This is a genomic window from Streptomyces krungchingensis, assembly GCF_054729265.1.
This window is the reverse complement of the sequence record NZ_JBPUKY010000001.1, coordinates 1,573,234-1,592,418: the sequence shown is the minus strand read 5'-3', so window position 1 is coordinate 1,592,418 and position 19,185 is coordinate 1,573,234. Positions and strand designations below refer to the sequence as shown.

The following is a 19,185-nucleotide window of genomic DNA, read 5'->3' as shown; positions in this document are numbered from 1 at the left end:
CCGAGGATGCCCTGGCCCTTCAGGCCGGGAGGATTCGAACTCCTGCGGAGCAGGGCAGGAAAGTCGAATCGCCGTCAGAGTGATTCCTAATGCTGTCTGTCAAGCCGCGAGGGCGCCGGGCGGCGTGAGCTCGTAGCACCGCCCATCGCGTAGGAGTGCCCAGAGGACATTCACGCGGCGGCGGGCCAGGGCCAGGACGGCCTGAGTGTGGCGTTTGCCCTCGGTGCGTTTGCGGTCGTAGAACTGACGCGACTCATCGCAGTGTCGGATGCTGAACAACGCAGAGATGTAGAAGACGCGTTGGAGGCGGCGGTTGTAGCGCTGCGGGCGCCGCAGGTTGCCGCTGATCTTCCCGGAATCACGGGGCACCGGGGCGACGCCGCCGAAGCCGGCGAGACGGTCAGCGGTGCCGAAGATCGTCATGTCACCGCCGGTGGCTGCCAGGAACTCGGCGCCGAGGATCACGCCCAGACCAGGCATGCTGGTGATCACGTCGAAGGCGTGGTGGTCGCGAAATTTGGCCTCGATGTCCTTGTCGAGCTCGGCGACCTGCTGGTTGAGGCCCATTACGTCCCTCGCCAGCGTGTGCACCAGCTGGGCGGCCAGCTTCTCGCCGGGCAGGCTGGTGTGCTGCCGTTCGGCGGCCTGGACTGCGATCTCGGCGAGCCGGTCGGCGCGGACGACGTGACGGTTGCGCAGCCAGGTCTCCAGCCGCTTGGTGCCGATTCGGCGGATGGCCGCTGGGGTCTGGTAGCCGGTCAGCAATATGAGCGGGCCAGTGTTGGTCAGATCCAACGCCCGTTCCAGGCCGGGGAAGACGCCGGTGAGCTGGGCTCGCAAGCGGTTCACCGTGCGGGTGCGGTCGGCGACCAGGTCCATGCGTCGGCCTGTGAGGATCTTGAGGTCGGTGATGGTGTCGTCGGCGGCGCGTAAGGGGTGCAGGTCGCGGCGGACGCGGACCTGGTCGGCGATGACGGCGGCGTCCTTGGCGTCGGTTTTGCCTTCGCCACGGTAGCTCTCGGAGGCGCGGTGGATGGCCCGGCCGGAGATGTAGTGCACCGGCTGATCGTGGTTGAGAAGGATGGCGATGGCCAGGGCGGCTCCGCCGTCGGCCAGGTCGATGCCCCAGGTCACCTCGTCACCAAACGCCAGTACATCGGCAAGAAGTTCGAGCAGTTCGGGTTCGTCGTTGGCGACGCGTCGCGACAGCAGTCGGCGGCCGCTCTCGTCGATCGCGACGCAGTGGTGGTGGGTCTTGCCTGCGTCAATGCCGGCCCAGATCGCGGCCATGTGGTGCCTCCGTGCGGTGTGCGGCTGGTGCCTCCCACGGACGACCTCGCTGTCGATTCCCTACGGAGCGATCATTCGCAATTCCTAATTGGCAGCCGAGTCGTCGTGGGGCACCGAGCGGCCAATCACTGAGAGCCACAAGCGGCAGAGCCTTTTCAACCACACCCGGTGCCCCTGGGTGGGTGAACCATACGAAGGGCTCACCACCTCCCCGCAGAACAACGTAGGGAGCCTTTTCCAACCTCCGTAGAGGGTTTGCCCGTTGGCCTGACAGGACGGCGAAGCCCCTGGTAGATGGGCTTTCTGCCGAGAGAACCGTCTCCACCAGGGGCTTCATGTGCTTGTCTACCCGTCCGGCCTCGACGTCGCCTCCTCGACCTTGCGCCTGCTGTCCGCCCAGCTGCGCGCACTGCGCCACGAGCGCGGGACCCGATGGCGGCGTCTGAGCCCAGGACGTCAGGCCCTGCTCGCCCTCGCTCACCTGCGGTGCGGGCACACCTACGCCCAGCTTGCAGCCGGGTTCGGCGTCGGCACCACCACCGCCTACCGATACGTCGTCGAGGCTGTCGAGTTGCTCGCTGCCCTCGCGCCCACCCTGGCCGAGGCGGTCCGCGCCGCGACGACGAAGGCGTACGTCATCCTCGACGGCACCCTGCTGCCCATCGACCGGATCGCCGCGGACCGGCCCTTCTATAGCGGCAAGCACAAGAAGCACGGCATGAACATTCAAGTCCTCACCGATCCACTCGGCCGCCTGCTGTGGGCCTCCGCCGCGCTGCCTGGCGCCGTGCATGACATCAAGGCCGCTCGCACCCATGGAATCATCGACGCCCTGGCCGAGGCCGACCTGCCGTGCTGGGCGGACAAGGGCTACCAAGGCGCCGGCGCCACCGTGCGGGTTCCCTTCCGCGGCAAGCTCCGCAGCTTGCCCTCCGGTCAACAGGCCGTGAACATCGCCCACGCCCGCATCCGGGCCGTCGGCGAGCAGGCCATGGCCACCCTCAAGAGCTGGCGCCTCCTTCGCAAACTGCGCTGCAGCACCACCCGAATCACCAGCCTCGTCCAGGCGGTACTCGTACTTCACCTTGCATCATCTTGAGTGGGAATCTGCTCCTCTTCCTGGCTCTTCCCGGGCTCCATCCCTCCCCGTCATGCTCTTTGCAGAGGCAGAGGCAGAGGCAGAGGCAGAGGCAGAGGCAGAGGCAGAGGCAGAGGCAGAGGCAGAGGCAGAGGCAGAGGCAGAGGCAGAGGCAGAGGCAGAGGCAGAGGCAGAGGCAGAGGCAGAGGCAGCGGGGAGGGGACGCGCATGCCAGACGGGGGAGCACCGAGGCGGACGAGATTGCGCCTGGCTCGGTACCGGCCAGGCCCAAGCCGGGTACGGGCCCGAGAGCGAGCCGACGAGACCGAGGCCAGCACTCGGCTGGGTGGCCTGAACCTCCTCACCCTCGGCGCGGCCGTCACCATTGTGGCGAGCCTTGGCGGCCTAGTGACCACGGGCATCGGCACGATCTGGAGTGCCCGGGTGTCCGCTGACCAGTTGGCGCAATTCCGCGAGCAGGCAGAGGAGAAGCAGCGGGAGCAGGCTGCGCGCGTGTCCTTCTGGGCGGATGGAGGGCCGAAGGGTGAGAGCCTCCTCCACGTGATGAACAGGTCACCAGACCCCTTGTCGAACTTGCACATTGTGTTCCTGATCTCGCAAGATCCGCCTGGCGACGTGGCGTTCCAGGTGTTACTTCCTGCGCTGACCCCCTGCTCGGTCCTGACCATCGAGGCGAAGTCCCTGAGGTACGTGGAGGATGATCCGGCGGACGAGGACGGCTATTGGCCGCCCCTGTTAGAGGCTGATGCCAATGGCATCGACCTCGGGGATTTCGAGGACAGCGTGGGCTTCCTGGAGGCAAGCGTCGGGTTCCAGGACCGCAACGGTGCGCACTGGGCTCGCATCAACGGCGAACTGACCAGGGGTGATGTTTCCATCGACCGGACGCCGGCTCGTCACGGCCGGGTTGTCGGAGAGCCAAAGGTCAAGCTCGTCGACAACTGCGGAGACTACGGGGGGAACTGACACAGCTAGGAGGGCCGACGGCCGCGAACTTGTGCCGCACGTCGTCCGAGCCATCATCACCCTGCATCTGGCCTGGACGAACTGAAGTTGGAAAAGGCTCCCTACGTTGTTCTGCGGGGAGGTGGTGAGCCCTTCGTATGGTTCACCCACCCAGGGGCACCGGGTGTGGTTGAAAAGGCTCTGCCGCTTGTGGCTCTCAGTGATTGGCCGCTCGGTGCCCCACGACGACTCGGCTGCCAATTAGGAATTGCGAATGATCGCTCCGTAGGGAATCGACAGCGAGGTCGTCCGTGGGAGGCACCAGCCGCACACCGCACGGAGGCACCACATGGCCGCGATCTGGGCCGGCATTGACGCAGGCAAGACCCACCACCACTGCGTCGCGATCGACGAGAGCGGCCGCCGACTGCTGTCGCGACGCGTCGCCAACGACGAACCCGAACTGCTCGAACTTCTTGCCGATGTACTGGCGTTTGGTGACGAGGTGACCTGGGGCATCGACCTGGCCGACGGCGGAGCCGCCCTGGCCATCGCCATCCTTCTCAACCACGATCAGCCGGTGCACTACATCTCCGGCCGGGCCATCCACCGCGCCTCCGAGAGCTACCGTGGCGAAGGCAAAACCGACGCCAAGGACGCCGCCGTCATCGCCGACCAGGTCCGCGTCCGCCGCGACCTGCACCCCTTACGCGCCGCCGACGACACCATCACCGACCTCAAGATCCTCACAGGCCGACGCATGGACCTGGTCGCCGACCGCACCCGCACGGTGAACCGCTTGCGAGCCCAGCTCACCGGCGTCTTCCCCGGCCTGGAACGGGCGTTGGATCTGACCAACACTGGCCCGCTCATATTGCTGACCGGCTACCAGACCCCAGCGGCCATCCGCCGAATCGGCACCAAGCGGCTGGAGACCTGGCTGCGCAACCGTCACGTCGTCCGCGCCGACCGGCTCGCCGAGATCGCAGTCCAGGCCGCCGAACGGCAGCACACCAGCCTGCCCGGCGAGAAGCTGGCCGCCCAGCTGGTGCACACGCTGGCGAGGGACGTAATGGGCCTCAACCAGCAGGTCGCCGAGCTCGACAAGGACATCGAGGCCAAATTTCGCGACCACCACGCCTTCGACGTGATCACCAGCATGCCTGGTCTGGGCGTGATCCTCGGCGCCGAGTTCCTGGCAGCCACCGGCGGTGACATGACGATCTTCGGCACCGCTGACCGTCTCGCCGGCTTCGGCGGCGTCGCCCCGGTGCCCCGTGATTCCGGGAAGATCAGCGGCAACCTGCGGCGCCCGCAGCGCTACAACCGCCGCCTCCAACGCGTCTTCTACATCTCTGCGTTGTTCAGCATCCGACACTGCGATGAGTCGCGTCAGTTCTACGACCGCAAACGCACCGAGGGCAAACGCCACACTCAGGCCGTCCTGGCCCTGGCCCGCCGCCGCGTGAATGTCCTCTGGGCACTCCTACGCGATGGGCGGTGCTACGAGCTCACGCCGCCCGGCGCCCTCGCGGCTTGACAGACAGCATTAGGAATCAGTGATTCGGCATCCCTTCACTGGGGTGTGGTGACGCCAGAGGCTGGGTCACTCGCACAGCAAGGAATGGCGCCGCGCGGGTCGCTGCGGCCTGGAGAAGGTTGTCGTTCGCTGCCCGGCCCGACCGAAGAAGCCGCGGAGGCCGAGCGGCAGCAACTGGCGACCGCAGATCGCCAAGCGGGACCCGGCGCTGGAGGCCTTGCACTGTGGAGCGCATCGAATCGGCCGAGCGTGCCGAGGCGTTGATCCGCGAGACCATCAGGGGTGCGATGACCTGGTCTTCGAGACCGTGCACGCCGATCGGGCATCCCCATGACCCAGTATGAAGGTCTCCATTTCGGTTGTTGAACTGCTCCGCCAGCACGCGCAACCCTCTCGAATGATCTTGATTTTGTGGGACGTTGTACCAACAGACAGAACTTAGGGGCTAGGATCTGCAACTCGAGATCGAGGTCTTTGGTTGGTGACACATTGATAGAGTTCTGCTATGGAGAACACGGATGGCGGTCGGCCGAAACCGCAGTACCCGATCGAAACGGTTGACAAGGCGCTGCATCTACTCCTTCTCTTCCGTGATCGATCCGAGCTGCGGCTCAGTGATGTCCCCGGCGCGCTGGAGATCGGCAAATCCAGAGCGCACCGCCTCTTGGCGATGCTCGTCTACCACGGGTTCGTGATTCAGGATCCTGCAAGCCGGACCTATCGCACGGGGCCAGCGCTCGTGGAGCTAGGCCTGGCCACGGTGGCGCGTATGGATGTCCGCGCGATGGCACGGCCAGTGCTGGAGGAGCTCGCCGCTGCTACGGGCGAGACTGTACGCCTAGGCGTCCTCGAAGAAGGCAACGTTCGCTTCGTCGACGGCGTCGAAAGTGAACTCGCCCTGCGCGTGTCCCACCGGGTCGGCCGCGTGCTGCCTGCCTACGCCACCAGCCTCGGCAGGGCGATGCTCGCCCAGTTGCCGACCGAGACCCTGTTCGCCTGGTACAGGGACGAGGCGCTGCCACCCGTCACCGCACAGACGATCCGTCGGCGATCGGAGCTGCTCGTCGAGCTCGAAGCAGTGCGAGAGCGCGGATACGCCGTCGGCCGTGGGGAGAGCGAGGAGGGTGTCAGCTCGCTAGCAGTCGCGGCCTCGGCGGCGGGGCCCTGGCCGCTCATGGCGATCAGTGTCGCCGCGCCCGAGGTGCGGCTGGATGAAGCAAAGTTCGAGCGCATCGCAGACGTTCTGCGAGAGGTGGTGAAGCGACTGGCCTCTTCCTCGCCCGAGCTCCGCCCAATGCCTCGGAGGGTGAGCCGGCCGCAGGGGCGCAGGCAACCTGGTTCAGAAAGTTCTTAAGACTGGAACTTAGGTCTGTACAGAGGTCCATTGTGAGGTTACAGTCAAACTTGTCCACGGTTCCGATTGGTGGAACGAGTTTCTGTGATGCCTCCCAATCCGGTGTGCGACCCATCTGCGCCGCCGCCAGCGCGACCGATCCAGTTCGACGAGCTGCCAGAGGACCTGGCAAGCAGGATCGCTGCGGACGCCGAGCCGCTCAGCTACCTCGCTGCGTTCCTCGACTGCGGCACACACCAACCCGACGCGCCAGCCAGTGGTACGGACTTCACTGAAGCGCTGAAGAGCGCGTTGCCCGCCGACCTGATCGGCGTTGCAGCCCTCGGCGTGGCGGGAGGGATGGAGAGCAACTACGAGTTGACTCAATACCAGCGGCGGGCACGGCAGTACGGCTTCTCCGCCGACTGGATCGCCGAAGTCAGCGCCATGGGGCCCGACCCGCGCCACACCCGGCTTGACTCACGGCAGCGGGCTGTCCGGGAACTCGCCGAAGCAGTACTAGCCGACGGCGGGCGCGGCGCCAGACCAGCATTCGAACGTGTCTTGAGTCTGCTCGACCCGGGAGAGGCGGTCGGGGTGCTCCTGCTCATCGGTCAGTACATCGCCCACGCGTACGTCGCCAACGCCCTCGAACTCACCGACCCCACTGGGGCGACCGAGCCGACAGAGCACGTGAGGCAAGGGCATGGACGCGGCGGTCTGAATCACTGAACCAGCGCCCTCATCACGTTCGCAGGAACACCACTGACTACGGCGCGCAGACGTACAACCCGCGATGTGCCCACGCCCGAAACGACCCCGGGCACCGGCCCGGCGTCCGGTCCCTGCCGCTGCTGCCGCGCTGCCCGGATGCCACATGGCAGCTCAGACGAAGAACAAAGGACCTCGATGGACAAGACAGCACCCTCCACAGCCCGCGCCGTGGCCGACATCGGGCACGGCGCCTCCGTAGCCGTCGGCGGCTTCGGCCTGTGCGGCATACCCAGCGCCCTCATCACCGCCTTGTATGTGCAAGGAGCGCGCTCACTGCGGGTGGTGTCCAACAACTTCGGCACCGACGACCACGGACTCGGCATCCTGCTGGGCGCCGGCCGCGTCGCCCGTGTCACCGGCTCCGACGTCGGTGAGAACAAGGAGTTCGCCCGCCAATACCTCTCCGGCGAGCTCGAAGTCGAACTGGTACCGCAGGGCACCCTTGCCGAGCGCCTGCGCGCCGGCGGATGCGGCATTCCCGCCTTTTACACCCCCGTCGGCGTCGGCACGCCCCTCGCCGACGGCGGCATCCCCTGGCGCCACCTCGCCGACGGCGGCATCGCCATCGCCTCGCCGGCCAAGGAGGCCCGGACCTTCGGCGGCAGCACCTTCGTCCTGGAGGAAGCAATCACCTGCGACTTCGCACTGGTGCGGGCCGCCCGCGGAGACCGGCACGGCAACCTTGTCTTCGACAAGTCCGCCCGCAACTTCAACCCCCTGGCCGCCATGGCCGGCCGCGTGACCATCGCCGAGGTCGAAGAACTCGTCGAACCGGGAGACCTACGCCCGGACGAGATTCACCTGCCCGGCGTGTTCGTACAGCGCATCGTGCCGCTCACCGCGCGAGAGGTGTCCGACAAGCAGATCGAGAAGAGGGCGGTGGCCAGATGATGTCCTGGCACAGGAATGCGATGGCTGACCGAGCGGCAGCCGAGCTGAACGACGGCGACTACGCAAACCTCGGCATCGGACTGCCCACCCTCGTCCCCGGCTTCATCCCCGAGGACGTGCACGTGGTGCTGCACTCCGAGAACGGAATCCTGGGCACCGGCCCTACCCGTCCCCCGACGCAGTGGATCCGGACCTGATCAACGCGGGCAAGGAAACCATCACGGTGCTGCCCGGTGCCTCGTTCTTCGACTCCGGGCTGTCATTCGGAATGAACCGCGGCGGGCACATCAACACGGCGATCCTCGGTGCGATGCAGGTCTCCGCAAGCGGGGACCTGGCCAACTGGATGATCCCCAACAAGGTGATCGAAAGCATGGGCGGGGCGATGGATCTGGTCCATGGCGCCGGGCGCGTCATCGTTCTCAGGGAGCACACCGCCAAGAACGGCAGTCCGAAGATCGTCGAGGAGTACACCTTGCCGCTGACCGGCCGGGCCTGTGCCCACCGGATCATCACCGACCTCGCAGTCCTGGACGTAACCGACGATGGACTCGCCCTCATAGAGACGGCACCCCACGTGACGATCGAACAGGTAGCGGCCGTCACCGGTGCACCAGTGCATGTCCCGCAACCAGTCGGCTGATTGGGCTGAATTCTCCCGCCGGTCCGGTGATCCAGGGCAGCCATCGGAGCGGCGGGAGTAGACACAACCTCTTCCAAGCTCCGCCCCGGCCGTGCGCCCCCCACGGCCGGGGCGGTCCAAGAACCACATGGGACACCCCCTCTTCCAAGCTCCGCCCCGGCCGTGCGCCCCCCCACGGCCGGGGCGGTCCAAGAACCACATGGGACACCCCCGATTGGCGCCTGGCCTTGACCAGCCTTGCCGGCGCCCTACTCTCAGGTCTGGTTCAAATGAGAACTGACCATGCGTTGGTGCCGGTCACAAAAGTCCGAGCAGGCCGAGATGACCCACCATCCTCAGATATCCGCGCTGGGCAGGCCTGGGGGAGGGGCGACGATCTCGCTCCTCTCCCGCCTGAGGGCCTGAGCAACCGCCAGATCGCCGAGTCGCTCGTGCTGTCGCCGCGCACCGTCGAGGGGCATGTCGAGCGCATCCTGGCCAAGCTCGGGTTCAGCTCGCGCGCCCAGGTGGCCGGATGGCCACTTCGGGTACCGGGTAGATCCACGGGTATCGCGGATCGGGTAGTTCAGCCCGTGTTCATGGACCCCCTCTCCGGGTGACGCTCTGTGTCACACCAGTACGAGGAGGTCTTCATGGTGACGACGAAGCAGGCGCGGCCCCGAGTCGAGGTGGCACCGGGCAGCTTGTTCATTGACGGGCAGTGGGTTCCGGCGACGGCGGGCGCCACCCGAGAGCTGCTGGACCCGGCGACCGGGCAGGTCGCGACGACGGTTGCGGAGGCAGACGAGGCCGATGCCGAGCGAGCGGTGGCCGCGGCCCACCGGGCCTTCGAGCAGGGGCCCTGGCCGCGGATGAGCCCGCGCGAGCGGGGCCGGGTTCTGTTGCGTGCGGCGGAACTGCTGCGCGAGCGGGCGGAGGAGTTCGCCGAGCTGGAGTCGTTCGACGTGGGCAAGCCTCTTGCCTTCACCCGCCGGGTGGATGTGCCGATCACGGTCGACACGTTCGAGTACTTCGGCAGTATGGCTGCCGGTATCGAGGGCGCGACGCGGACCACGATCGCGCCGACGCTGGCGTATACCCGTCGGGAGCCGATCGGTGTGGTCGCGGCGATCACGCCGTTCAATTTCCCGTTGGTGCTGTCCTGCAAGAAGATCGCTGCGGCGCTGGCGGCCGGGAACACGGTCGTGCACAAGCCGGCCGCGGAGACCCCGCTGACCGCGCTGCGGCTGGCGGAGGTGCTGCAGGACGCGGGGGTGCCGGACGGTGTGTTCAATGTGGTGACCGGGGATGCGGCGGCGGGGAGCGCGCTGGTGCGGGATCCGCGGGTGGGCAAGGTGGCGTTCACCGGGTCGACCGCGGTCGGCACGCAGGTGATCCGGGACGGTGCCGACACGATGACGAAGATGACCCTCGAGCTGGGCGGCAAGAGTGCGAACCTGGTCTTCGCCGATGCCGATCTCGATGCGGCCGTACAGACCGCGGTGCGGGCTTTCACCTTCAATACGGGTCAGTTCTGTATGGCGGGCACCCGGCTGCTGGTGGAGCGGCCGGTCTATGAGGACGTGCTCAAGGGTGTGGCTGCCGCGCTCGGGCAGGTGAGGATCGGGGATCCGTTCGCCGAGGAGACGGTGATCGGGCCGATGGCCGGGCCGAACCACAAGGCGAAGGTGCTGTCGTATGTGGACCGGGCCCGGCAGGAGGGGGTTCGTGTCTTTGGTGGCGAGCATCCGGAGGGGCCTGGCTTCTATGTGGCGCCGACGGTGCTTGCCGATGTCGACCAGGACTCGGCGTTTGTGCAGGAGGAGATCTTCGGGCCGGTGCTGACGGTGCAGCCCTTCGACTCGGAGGAGGAGGCGGTACGGCTGGCCAACGACTCCCCGTACGGTCTGGCCGCCGGGCTACAGACCCGCGACCTGACCCGGGCGCACCGGGTTGCCGCGGCGTTGCAGGCGGGGACGGTGTGGGTCAACACCTGGGCCGGGATGGACCTTTCGATGCCGGTCGGCGGTTACAAGCAGTCCGGGTACGGGCGTGAGAACGGTCCCGAGGGACTTGACGAGTACCTGCAGACCAAGTCCGTCGTCGTCGCCCTCTGAACACCGGCCACGAAAGGCAGACACATCGTGAGCACTGTTACCACCGCCGCCGTGGTCGAAGAGCCGGGCGCGCCATTCACTCTCACCGAGGTCGTCCTCGACGCACCCTGTTCGAACGAGGTCCTCGTCCGGATGGTCGCCACCGGCATGTGCCACAGCGACCTGGGCGTACAGGCCGGCAAGATCCCGTTCAAGCTGCCCGGTATCCTCGGCCACGAAGGAGCGGGCATCGTCGAGCAGATCGGTTCGTCGGTCACCAAAGTCAGGCCCGGCGACAAGGTGCTGCTCAGCTTCACCTCCTGTGGGCACTGCACGGGCTGCCGCAACGGCCACCCGGCGCTGTGCGAAACCTTCGTGCCGAGCAACGTGTTGAGCGGCGAGCGGGCCGACGGCAGTTCCACGGTCCAGCGCGACGGGATGCCGATCAGCGGTCATTTCTTCGGCCAGTCGTCCTTCTCCCGGATGGCGCTCGCCGACGAGCGTAGCGTGGTGAAGCTGGATGCCGATGCCGACCTCACGATGCTCGCCCCGCTCGGCTGCGGGGTGCAGACCGGAGTCGGCGCCGTGTGGAACGTACTGGTGCCCAAGCCCGGTGCGAGCCTGGCAGTGTTCGGCGCCGGCGCGGTCGGCCTGTCCTCGATCATGGCCGCCAACCTGCTCCCGCTCGGCGACATCATCGCCGTCGACCGGGTACCGGAGCGGCTGGAATTGGCCCGCAGCCTCGGCGCCCGGCACACCGTCAACACCACCGAGGTTGACCTCGCGACCGCGCTGGCGGAGATCACCGGCGGCCACGGCGTCGACAATGTGGTGGAGACCACCGGCGTCCCCGCCATCCTCCGTACCGCCGTCGACTCGCTCGCCGTGGGCGGGGCATGCGCAGTGGTCGGTGTGGCCGCCCCGGGCACCGAGGTGTCGCTGGAGATCCACGGCCTGCTCACGGGCAAGCGCATCCTCGGCGTGACAATGGGCGACGGTGAGCCGGAGACCCTGCTGCCGCGGCTGGCCGCACTGCACCAGCAGGGCCGACTGCCGCTGGACCGGCTCATCCGGCACTACCCGTTGGAAGACCTCAACACCGCGGCCGAGGACATGCACACCGGCGTGACCATCAAGCCCGTCGTGCTTTTCTGACCCTCCTTCGCCGCCACACTGCAGCGCCCCGGCAGAGCGCACGACAGGGGCGCCACGCCGGTCGGTGTCCCCGGCTGAGGGCAACGCGTACGCCGCTATGCGAGCACTTCGGCGCGTAGGAAGAGCGGAATCCACTACCGCAGGTCGCGAGAACGCCGTCGCACGAAGCCCCCTCGTGCGACGGCGTAACCCTGCCTAGGAACACGACTAAGAGGTCCTAGTCTTCTGAGTCAGGAGTTGTGTTCAGATGTGTAGGCAGGCGGGGTGGCGCCTACTGGACGGCCGAAGGCCGAGTTAGTTCTGTCGGATGAGGAACGGGCTGCGCTGGAGGACTGGGTGCGGCGCCGTTCCACGCCGCAGGCGTGGGCTCTGCGGTGCCGCATCAACCTTGCGTGCGCGAGTGGGGCGTCCAACAAGGACGTGGCCGCCCAACTCGGCTCAACACCACACGCGGTGGGGCGCTGGCGGGCACGGTTCGTCGAGCACCGGATTGCCGGCCTGGGCGACATGCCGCGTTCGGGCGGTCCCAGAACGGTCACCGACGAACAGGTCGCCGCGGTGGTCACCAAGACGTTGGAGAGCACGCCGAAGAACGCAACTCACTGGTCGACGAGGGCCATGGCCAAGGACATGGGCCTGTCACAGTCGAGAGAAGTCGCAGGTCCAGGCACTGGACCGGTCGCAGCCGGTGCTGCCGATGATGCCCGGGGTTCCCCAGCGTGTGACCCATGACTACGTGCGGGCAGGCACCACTACATTGTTTGCGGCTCTCGAGGTAGCCAGCGGCAAGGTGATCGGTTCCCTGCACCGCCGGCACCGGGCCGAGGAATTCAAGAAGTTCCTCATCAGGCTCGACCAGGAGGAGCTGGAGAACAACGCTTCGGCCACCGCTCGGAACATCAGCGGGAAACCGCAGGTAGGAACCATGAACCCGGTTCGACCAGACTCCGCAGACCGGGCACACAGCGCCGTCCGCGATGCATTGCGCATCAACGCGAACTATCTCGATGTTCACGTCCACCGACAGCACCGCGACGTCCGCGATCGATGGGAACAACAACTCCTTCAGCCGCACGACCGCTTCCACGGCCCGAACTGTCGGCCCAACTGCCTTGTCCACGGAGCATTTTCGGGCGACGTCGCGTACGACTCGATTAGGCCGGGCTGTTACTCAGAGTGGTCGCGTCACAGAAGTTGAGCCAGAGCCCGAGAACCGGCGGCGTTTGCTCAATGTTGAGGAGTCGTCAGCCAGTTCGAGTAGGTGAAAGAAGACCTTGGGCAGGAACTCCGGGTCGACTACGGAGCGCAGGGCGCCGACGGCGCGGAAGAACGCATCCTTGGGGTCGACGAGGACAACGTCGGCGACGCCGTCCAGGGGTCTCGGCCGCGGTACTTCCGCCGTAACCACCGCCGATGACCACTACGGTCCGGGACATCCAGCTCCTTCAAGTCGGTTGTGCATCTTGGGTGTTGTCACGGCGTCGTGAGCAGTCCGTGCATCTCGCCGGACTGGTAGCGCTCGACCGCTTCCGTGACACGAGTTCGGCTGGAGAGGCAGAACCCGCCGTACATGTAGGCGGGGGTGCGCAGCGGCCTGCCCGCCCCGAACAGGAACTGTGCGCCCCGCTCGCCGGCCACCAACTCCACTGCGCCCGTGCCGGGTTCGAACACGGCGAGACCGGCGGGTCCCAGCTTGCCCCGGCTCGCGGGGGTGGTGATCCGGCCGTCACCCTCGACCGTCATCACGAACCCGCGGAACTCAGGATCGACAGGGATCTCGACGCGGGCTCCGGGCGACAACATCAGGTCGTAGACATGGGAGTCGGTCGCCTCGCGCACCGGCGAGCGCATGCCGAACGCCTCGCCCGCGACCACTCGGACGCTCACGCCCTCGGCGAGTTCGCCCGCGGGCAGTTCCTGCGAGGTGAAGTGCATGCCGTAGGGATCATCTTGCTCGACGGTCTCGGGCAGTCGTACGAAGATCTGCGCGCCGTGTCCGAGCCGTCCGACCTCCTCCACGACCTCGTCGTGCACGATGCCCGAGCCCGCGACGGTCCAGTGCACCCCGCCCGGTTCGATCAGGCTCTTGTCGCCGAGGCTGTCCCGGTTGTGGAAGCGGGTGGTGGAGTCGTCGAAGAGGTAGGTGACGGCCGAGAAGCCGGCATGCGGGTGCGGGGCAAAGACCGGTCCGGTCATTCGGAAGAGGTCTGTGTTGAGGAAGGGATCGAGGTCAACCGCGAAGCGGGCGCCGCGGGCCGAGAACAGCGTCCCCCGCTCGTGGGTCTCGACCTCCATGATGGTGGACAGGACGCGGAGCTCGTTCATGCGGTACTCCTTATGCTCGTCTGCTTCGGATCAGCCCAGGTGGGCCGTGGATGCGGACTCCCCGTGCGCCTGATTCTTGGCGTTGATGGTGAACAACGTGATCAGCAGGCCGCCCACGAACAGGAAGCCCGCGACGGTGAAGGCCGTGGTGTAGCCGTGGGTCAGGGCCTCGCCGGCCTTGGCAACCGTGGCGAAGTCCTTCATCGCGATGGCGCGGTAGAAGGCGCTGGCCGCTTCCGGGAGACGGTCGTTCGCCGCTGAGGTGGAGATCGTGGTCAGCACGGCCAAGCCCAGGGCACCACCCACCTGCTGCGCGGTGTTGAGCAGCGCGGAGGCGATGCCCGAGTCCTGATCACGCACTCCGCTGACTGCACCGAGCGTCATCGGCACGTAGCTCATGCCCAGCCCCAGCGCGGTGACGAACATGGCGGGCATCAGGTGCGTGAAGTAGGAGGAGCCCCGCTCCAGGGTGCTGAACCAGAACATCCCGCCCGCGCCAATGACCAGACCGGGGCCGGCGATCCAGCGGGGTGCCAGGTGCGCGACCAGCTTGGAGCTGATGCCCGCGGCGATGCCCATGCCGAAGCTGAACGGCAGGTAGGCGAACCCGGTCTTGACTGGGCTGTAGCCGAGGATCTGCTGCATGTACAGCGTCAGGAAGTAGAAGGTGGCGAACATGCCAGCGCCCAGAAACAGCATGGTCGCGTACGACCCGGCGCGGTTGCGGTCCCTGAATAGGCGCAGCGGCATCATCGGGTGCGTGGTGCGCAGCTGAAGGACGAGGAAGAGCGCCAGCAGTACGACGGCCGCGCCGAAGAAGACCAGGGTCAGGGTGTCGGACCAGCCGTCCTGGCCGCCACGCGTGATGCCGTAGACGAGCGAGATCAGGCCGCCGGTGCCGGTGATCGCGCCGGGGACGTCGAGGCGCCCGGTGTTGCGCTCGCCCTCGGCGAGGACCTTCGTTCCGGCGAGTACGGCGATGCCGATGGGGATGTTGATGAAGAACACCCAGCGCCAGTCGAGGTAGTCGGTCAGGACGCCGCCGAGGAGGAGGCCGACCGTGGAACCGAGGCCGGCCATGACTGCGTACACGCCCATCGCCCTGTTGCGGAGCCCGCCCTCGGGGAAGTTGGTCGCGATCAGGGAGAGCGCAGTGGGCGCGGCGATCGAGGCGCCGATGCCCTGGAGAATGCGGGCGCCGATCAGTAGTTCCTCGTTGGGCGCGAGACCGCCGAGCAGCGAGGCGAGGGTGAACACCGTGATGCCGATACGGAACATCCTGCGCCTGCCGAAGAGGTCGCCAGCCCGGCCGCCGAGCAGGAGGAGCCCGCCGAAGGCGAGGGCGTATGCGTTCACGATCCATGACAGGTTCGACGCCGAGACGTCGAGGTCGGTCTGGATGCTCGGCAGCGCAATGTTCGTGATCGTGCCGTCCAGGACGACCATCAGCTGCGCGGCGGCGATGACGACGAGGGCGAGGCCGAAGTGGCGCCCGCGGAGAGTCTCTCCCGGTGGGGCGGACTCCGGGTCCGCTGGCGTCGTCGTGCTGTCGGTGGGCATGACGGGACTCCTGGTTCGGCGGCAGGGCCGGAAGCGGCACCTCAAAAAATATACATGCGTTGAGATTTATTCCGCACACCCCCCGACTTCCGGAATCCACCGCTCAGACACGCCGAACGCCCCGCCCTCGCGGACCGTCTCTGGCAGGACGGGATGGCGGTCGGAACGGGGCGTCCGGGGGCACTCACCGGCGCGGGGAGTCACCGGAAGAGCCCTCAGGCGGTCTTCTCCTCCTGGTTGAGGATGAAGTCGGCCGGGATCTCCGGGCTCCAGACAGTCGGGGGGCAGTCCCAGTCGCCGGCCTTCCAGCTGTCCGTGATGCAGTCCATGTCGCTGGAATACTCGATCCAGCTGCCCCACGGGTCCTGGATGTAGTGGAAGAAGTTGGAGCCGAGCGTGTGCCGCCCCAGACCCCAGCCGTGGCTGTGACCGGCGGCGGCCATGGTCTGCGCGCCCATCGCGATCTGGTCGATGTCGGCTACCTCCCAGCTGGAGTGGTGCAGGCCGGGATGGGTAGCGGGCAGGAAGCCGAAGACGTGATGATCGCCGGGCCCGGAGTTCATGAAGACCGCCATGCCCCGGATACGGTCCGAGAGGCGCAGACCCAGGGTGCGGACATAGTAGGCCTCGGACTCGTCCAGGTCCGTACTAAAGATCAGCATGTGGCCGAGGCGCCGAGGGCGTGGCTTCTCGTCGGCGGTGAGCCAGCGCGCCTGGTCGACGCGGCGGACGCGGTCGCCGAAGTTGACCTCGTGGGCGTCCGTGGTGCTGAAGTCCCGCCAGGCGCCGAGCTGCTCGTCGCGCAGGTTCAGCAGGTTGTCCTCGTGATCGCGGAACCAAAGCCCCCCGGGCAGCTGGGCGGGTGCGTCGAGCAGACGTACACCGAGGCCCTCCAGATGGCGCTGCCACTCGGGCAGTGAGTCCGGCTCCACTGCGAACGCCACGTGATGCAGTCGCTTGGCCGGCCCTTCCAGCAGGACCGCCTGATCCTGCTCGCGGCCGTCACACCGGACCACGAGAGCGTTGTCCCGCTCGGTCGTCCGCAGCCCGAAGGTGTCGTAGAAGTTCTGGCCCGTATCCAGGGAAGGGACCTGGAGTCCGTAGTGCAGCAGGCCTTTGACACGCAACATGGCAATCTCCTCACAGTTCCGGTGCGCCGTGTCCCGTCGGCTCGCACCATCTCTAAGTGTGTACACCTTTTACGGTAGGAGTCCAGTTCTCCGAGGAAGCCGTTCCGAGATCCTCGCCGCACACCATGACGGTCGCTGGACCCACATCGGGGGCCTCGCGGCCCGGGGCGAGGTCATCGATCACCCGGCGGACGGTGCGTGTGGCAGGCCACCGTACAGGCCGAGCAGATCTTCCGCCGCACCCGTCGCCTCCGCCTGCGTCGCCGACCGCCTCTCCACTGCATCCGGCTACCCGGGGCCTGGCCACCACGCCTCCCGCGGCTTACCCTTTCCGGCGTAATGTGTATGCACTATGGTCCTGCTGCCGCACAGACACAGAGCCGTCCGCTGGAGGAAGAACCATGCAGTCACCTGACTGGTCGTTGGTGCAGTACCGCACCGGACACTCTGAGAAGACCGCCGTCGGTGTCCTGGTCGACGGGGAGGTGGTGGAGGGCCCTCCCGAGACGGGCGGTCTGACGCTCCTGGAGGTGCTTCGCCGCTGGGACTCCATAGCGCCTGTACTGCGCAACTGGACGCCGTCCGCATCCGCGACCATCACCGATGCCCGGCTCGCCCCTCCACTGACCTACCCGAGCAAGGTGCTGTGTGCCGGTGCCAACTACTGGGACCACATCGCCGAGATGGGCATCGAGCGTCCCGGTGCTCTGGGCGAGCCGTTCTTCTTCCTCAAGCCGCCGACGACGACGGTGACGGGACCGGGCGGTCCCGTACCGCTGCCCGCCTACCCCGGCGCGCGCGTGGACTGGGAGGCCGAACTCGCCGTGGTCATAGGCAGGCCCGGCCGCAACCTCACCCCCGACCAGGTTCTCGACCACGTGGCTGGCTATCTCGCGGCCAACGACATCTCTGCCCGGGACCGGCTCAAGTCCGCGTTGCCCGTCGCCGAGCCCTTCACCTTCGACTGGCTGGGACACAAGGGGCAGGACGGCTTCTGCCCGCTCGGCCCCGGGCTCGTGCCCAGCTGGCAGGTGCCCGACCCGCAGAACCTGCAGATCCGGCTCAGCGTCAACGGAGTGCTCAAGCAGGACTCCTCCACCGCGCAGATGATGGTGCCCATACTGGAGGTGGTCGCGGCCGCGAGCCGCCTCACCCGGCTCGAAGCCGGGGACGTCATCCTCACCGGCACACCAGCAGGATGCGGGATTCCCCGCGGTGAGTTCCTCGCTGCCGGGGACGAAGTAGTCGTGGAGATCGAGCGGGTCGGCCGCCTGCACAACACGGTGGTGGCTACGGCGGTGACGTCATGAACGACACGCTGGCCCGTGCGGCGGTGACCTGGCCCGAGCCGATGCCAGTGCCGGAGTCCATGCGGGCCATGGTCTTCCGCCGCTTCGGCCCGCCGGACGTGTTGGAACAGGCGGTGCTCGACACCCCCCGCCCCGGCTCCGGCGAGGTCCTCGTCCAGGTCGCCGCGGTGAGCATCGGCCGTCTGCTCGACCTCACGGCCCGCGCGGGTCGCCACCCTTATGCGGAATTCCGGCTGCCGCACGTCCTGGGCGCGGACCATTCCGGGGTCGTCGCCGCCATCGGAGACGGCGTGGACTCGGTCCAAGTCGGCGACCGGGTGGCCGTCTTCCCTGTGGTCACCTGCGGCACCTGCGCCACGTGCGCCGATGGCCGCGAGGAGGCCTGCGCGTCCCTGTCCCTGATCGGTACGCATCGCCCGGGGGGTTACGCGCAGTACTGTGTGGCCCCCGCCCGTAACGTGCACCGGGTGCCGTACGGGATCACGCCCGCGGTCGCCGCGTCCCTCGCGCTGAACGGGGCGGTCGCCGCCAACCAGCTCACCCAGGCAGGACTGCGGCCCGGCCACTGGGTGCTCGTACAGGGTGCCGCCTCGGCCCTTGGCTCAGCCACGGCCGCGCTCGCCCGTCATCTGGGCGCACGGGTCATCGCCACCTCCCGCTCGCCTCAGAAGCGCAAGGCGATGGCCGCGGCGGGAGCAGAGGTCGTCCTCGACGCCACCGCGCCGGATTTCGCCGCGCAGGTCCGTGAGGCGACTGGCGGCCACGGCGCCGACATCGTCGTGGACAACCTGGGTGATCCGACCGTGTGGGACGCCACGATCGACGCGCTCGCCCGCGGCGGCACCGTGGTGACGTCAGGCGCCTTCCTCGGGGGCAAGGTGCAGCTGGATCTGTTGCGCCTGTACTCGAACTGCCAGCGCGTCGTCGGCGTACGCACCGGGAACCCCACCGCCGTAAAGGAGCTGTGGACGCAGGTCGAGCAGGGATTCCGGGCGGTTCTCGACCGGACGTTCCCCATCGCGCGCGCCGCCGACGCGCATCGCTATCTGGAGGACGACAGCAATGTGGGGCGCGTCGCGCTGATCGTGGGGCCGGAAAATTGGGAGGTGTGAGAG

At 67.4% G+C, this 19,185-nt stretch carries 15 protein-coding genes and 2 pseudogenes; 13 read left to right on the top strand and 4 right to left on the bottom strand.

Features of this window, described 5'->3' with window-relative positions:
• Positions 1-99: 99 nt before the first annotated feature.
• Positions 100-1,290: an IS110 family RNA-guided transposase gene (locus ACSYGO_RS07265; RefSeq protein ID WP_460386199.1), complete on the bottom strand. Its 1,191-nt coding sequence runs from the start codon at positions 1,288-1,290 to the stop codon at positions 100-102.
• A 337-nt stretch (positions 1,291-1,627) separates the two neighbouring features.
• Between ACSYGO_RS07265 and ACSYGO_RS07260 the strand changes: the two genes are divergently transcribed.
• The 11 genes and pseudogenes from ACSYGO_RS07260 to ACSYGO_RS07210 all read left to right on the top strand — a co-directional run.
• Positions 1,628-2,389 (top strand): transposase family protein, encoded by a 762-nt coding sequence (locus ACSYGO_RS07260; protein ID WP_460386202.1) that lies wholly within the window; start codon positions 1,628-1,630, stop codon positions 2,387-2,389.
• Positions 2,390-2,776: 387 nt separating this feature from the next.
• Positions 2,777-3,355 (top strand): hypothetical protein, encoded by a 579-nt coding sequence (locus ACSYGO_RS07255; protein ID WP_460386200.1) that lies wholly within the window; start codon positions 2,777-2,779, stop codon positions 3,353-3,355.
• A gap of 328 nt (positions 3,356-3,683) precedes the next feature.
• Complete coding sequence (locus ACSYGO_RS07250; protein WP_460386199.1) at positions 3,684-4,874, top strand: IS110 family RNA-guided transposase; 1,191 nt, start codon at positions 3,684-3,686, stop codon at positions 4,872-4,874.
• A gap of 505 nt (positions 4,875-5,379) precedes the next feature.
• On the top strand, positions 5,380-6,228 hold the full coding sequence (locus ACSYGO_RS07245) for an IclR family transcriptional regulator (protein ID WP_460386198.1): 849 nt from the start codon (positions 5,380-5,382) through the stop codon (positions 6,226-6,228).
• Positions 6,229-6,315: 87 nt separating this feature from the next.
• Positions 6,316-6,939 carry a carboxymuconolactone decarboxylase family protein gene (locus ACSYGO_RS07240; RefSeq protein ID WP_460386196.1) on the top strand — a complete coding sequence of 208 codons (624 nt, stop codon included), beginning with the start codon at positions 6,316-6,318 and terminating at the stop codon, positions 6,937-6,939.
• Positions 6,940-7,116: 177 nt separating this feature from the next.
• Positions 7,117-7,872: a CoA transferase subunit A gene (locus ACSYGO_RS07235; RefSeq protein ID WP_460386194.1), complete on the top strand. Its 756-nt coding sequence runs from the start codon at positions 7,117-7,119 to the stop codon at positions 7,870-7,872.
• Positions 7,872-8,515, top strand: a pseudogene (locus ACSYGO_RS07230) (3-oxoacid CoA-transferase subunit B). Before ACSYGO_RS07235 ends, ACSYGO_RS07230 begins: the two are co-directional and overlap by 1 nt.
• Before the next feature lie 269 nt (positions 8,516-8,784).
• A complete protein-coding gene (locus tag ACSYGO_RS07225; protein ID WP_460386193.1) occupies positions 8,785-9,114 on the top strand; it encodes a LuxR C-terminal-related transcriptional regulator in 330 nt (109 codons plus the stop codon).
• A 33-nt stretch (positions 9,115-9,147) separates the two neighbouring features.
• Entirely contained in the window at positions 9,148-10,611 is a 1,464-nt protein-coding gene (locus ACSYGO_RS07220; protein WP_460386192.1) for an aldehyde dehydrogenase family protein, read from the top strand.
• Between the two features lie 27 nt (positions 10,612-10,638).
• A complete protein-coding gene (locus ACSYGO_RS07215; RefSeq protein WP_460386191.1) occupies positions 10,639-11,745 on the top strand; it encodes an NAD(P)-dependent alcohol dehydrogenase in 1,107 nt (368 codons plus the stop codon).
• A 264-nt stretch (positions 11,746-12,009) separates the two neighbouring features.
• Positions 12,010-12,607 (top strand): annotated as a pseudogene (locus ACSYGO_RS07210) (helix-turn-helix domain-containing protein); the annotation flags it as partial.
• Positions 12,608-13,218: 611 nt separating this feature from the next.
• Here ACSYGO_RS07210 and ACSYGO_RS07205 read toward each other — a convergent pair.
• The 3 genes from ACSYGO_RS07205 to ACSYGO_RS07195 form a co-directional block, all read right to left on the bottom strand.
• Positions 13,219-14,070: a pirin family protein gene (locus ACSYGO_RS07205; RefSeq protein WP_460386190.1), complete on the bottom strand. Its 852-nt coding sequence runs from the start codon at positions 14,068-14,070 to the stop codon at positions 13,219-13,221.
• A 30-nt stretch (positions 14,071-14,100) separates the two neighbouring features.
• On the bottom strand, positions 14,101-15,630 hold the full coding sequence (locus ACSYGO_RS07200) for an MFS transporter (protein WP_460386189.1): 1,530 nt from the start codon (positions 15,628-15,630) through the stop codon (positions 14,101-14,103).
• Between the two features lie 215 nt (positions 15,631-15,845).
• Positions 15,846-16,760 carry a VOC family protein gene (locus tag ACSYGO_RS07195; protein ID WP_460386188.1) on the bottom strand — a complete coding sequence of 305 codons (915 nt, stop codon included), beginning with the start codon at positions 16,758-16,760 and terminating at the stop codon, positions 15,846-15,848.
• Positions 16,761-17,161: 401 nt separating this feature from the next.
• Here ACSYGO_RS07195 and ACSYGO_RS07190 point away from each other — a divergent pair, with 401 nt between their 5' ends.
• Together ACSYGO_RS07190 and ACSYGO_RS07185 are read left to right on the top strand one after the other, a co-directional pair.
• On the top strand, positions 17,162-18,070 hold the full coding sequence (locus ACSYGO_RS07190; protein WP_460386187.1) for a fumarylacetoacetate hydrolase family protein: 909 nt from the start codon (positions 17,162-17,164) through the stop codon (positions 18,068-18,070).
• Positions 18,067-19,182: a zinc-binding dehydrogenase gene (locus ACSYGO_RS07185; protein ID WP_460386186.1), complete on the top strand. Its 1,116-nt coding sequence runs from the start codon at positions 18,067-18,069 to the stop codon at positions 19,180-19,182. Before ACSYGO_RS07190 ends, ACSYGO_RS07185 begins: the two co-directional genes overlap by 4 nt.
• The last annotated feature ends 3 nt before the right edge of the window (positions 19,183-19,185 follow it).

Coding starts and splice junctions, on each gene's coding strand:
- ACSYGO_RS07220 (WP_460386192.1), top strand. CDS start 9,148: ATGGTGACGACGAAGCAGGCGCGGCCCCGAGTCGAGGTGGCACCGGGC.
- ACSYGO_RS07240 (WP_460386196.1), top strand. CDS start 6,316: ATGCCTCCCAATCCGGTGTGCGACCCATCTGCGCCGCCGCCAGCGCGA.
- ACSYGO_RS07235 (WP_460386194.1), top strand. CDS start 7,117: ATGGACAAGACAGCACCCTCCACAGCCCGCGCCGTGGCCGACATCGGG.
- ACSYGO_RS07250 (WP_460386199.1), top strand. CDS start 3,684: ATGGCCGCGATCTGGGCCGGCATTGACGCAGGCAAGACCCACCACCAC.
- ACSYGO_RS07200 (WP_460386189.1), bottom strand. CDS start 15,630: ATGCCCACCGACAGCACGACGACGCCAGCGGACCCGGAGTCCGCCCCA.
- ACSYGO_RS07195 (WP_460386188.1), bottom strand. CDS start 16,760: ATGTTGCGTGTCAAAGGCCTGCTGCACTACGGACTCCAGGTCCCTTCC.
- ACSYGO_RS07265 (WP_460386199.1), bottom strand. CDS start 1,290: ATGGCCGCGATCTGGGCCGGCATTGACGCAGGCAAGACCCACCACCAC.
- ACSYGO_RS07205 (WP_460386190.1), bottom strand. CDS start 14,070: ATGAACGAGCTCCGCGTCCTGTCCACCATCATGGAGGTCGAGACCCAC.
- ACSYGO_RS07185 (WP_460386186.1), top strand. CDS start 18,067: ATGAACGACACGCTGGCCCGTGCGGCGGTGACCTGGCCCGAGCCGATG.
- ACSYGO_RS07245 (WP_460386198.1), top strand. CDS start 5,380: ATGGAGAACACGGATGGCGGTCGGCCGAAACCGCAGTACCCGATCGAA.
- ACSYGO_RS07190 (WP_460386187.1), top strand. CDS start 17,162: ATGCAGTCACCTGACTGGTCGTTGGTGCAGTACCGCACCGGACACTCT.
- ACSYGO_RS07225 (WP_460386193.1), top strand. CDS start 8,785: ATGAGAACTGACCATGCGTTGGTGCCGGTCACAAAAGTCCGAGCAGGC.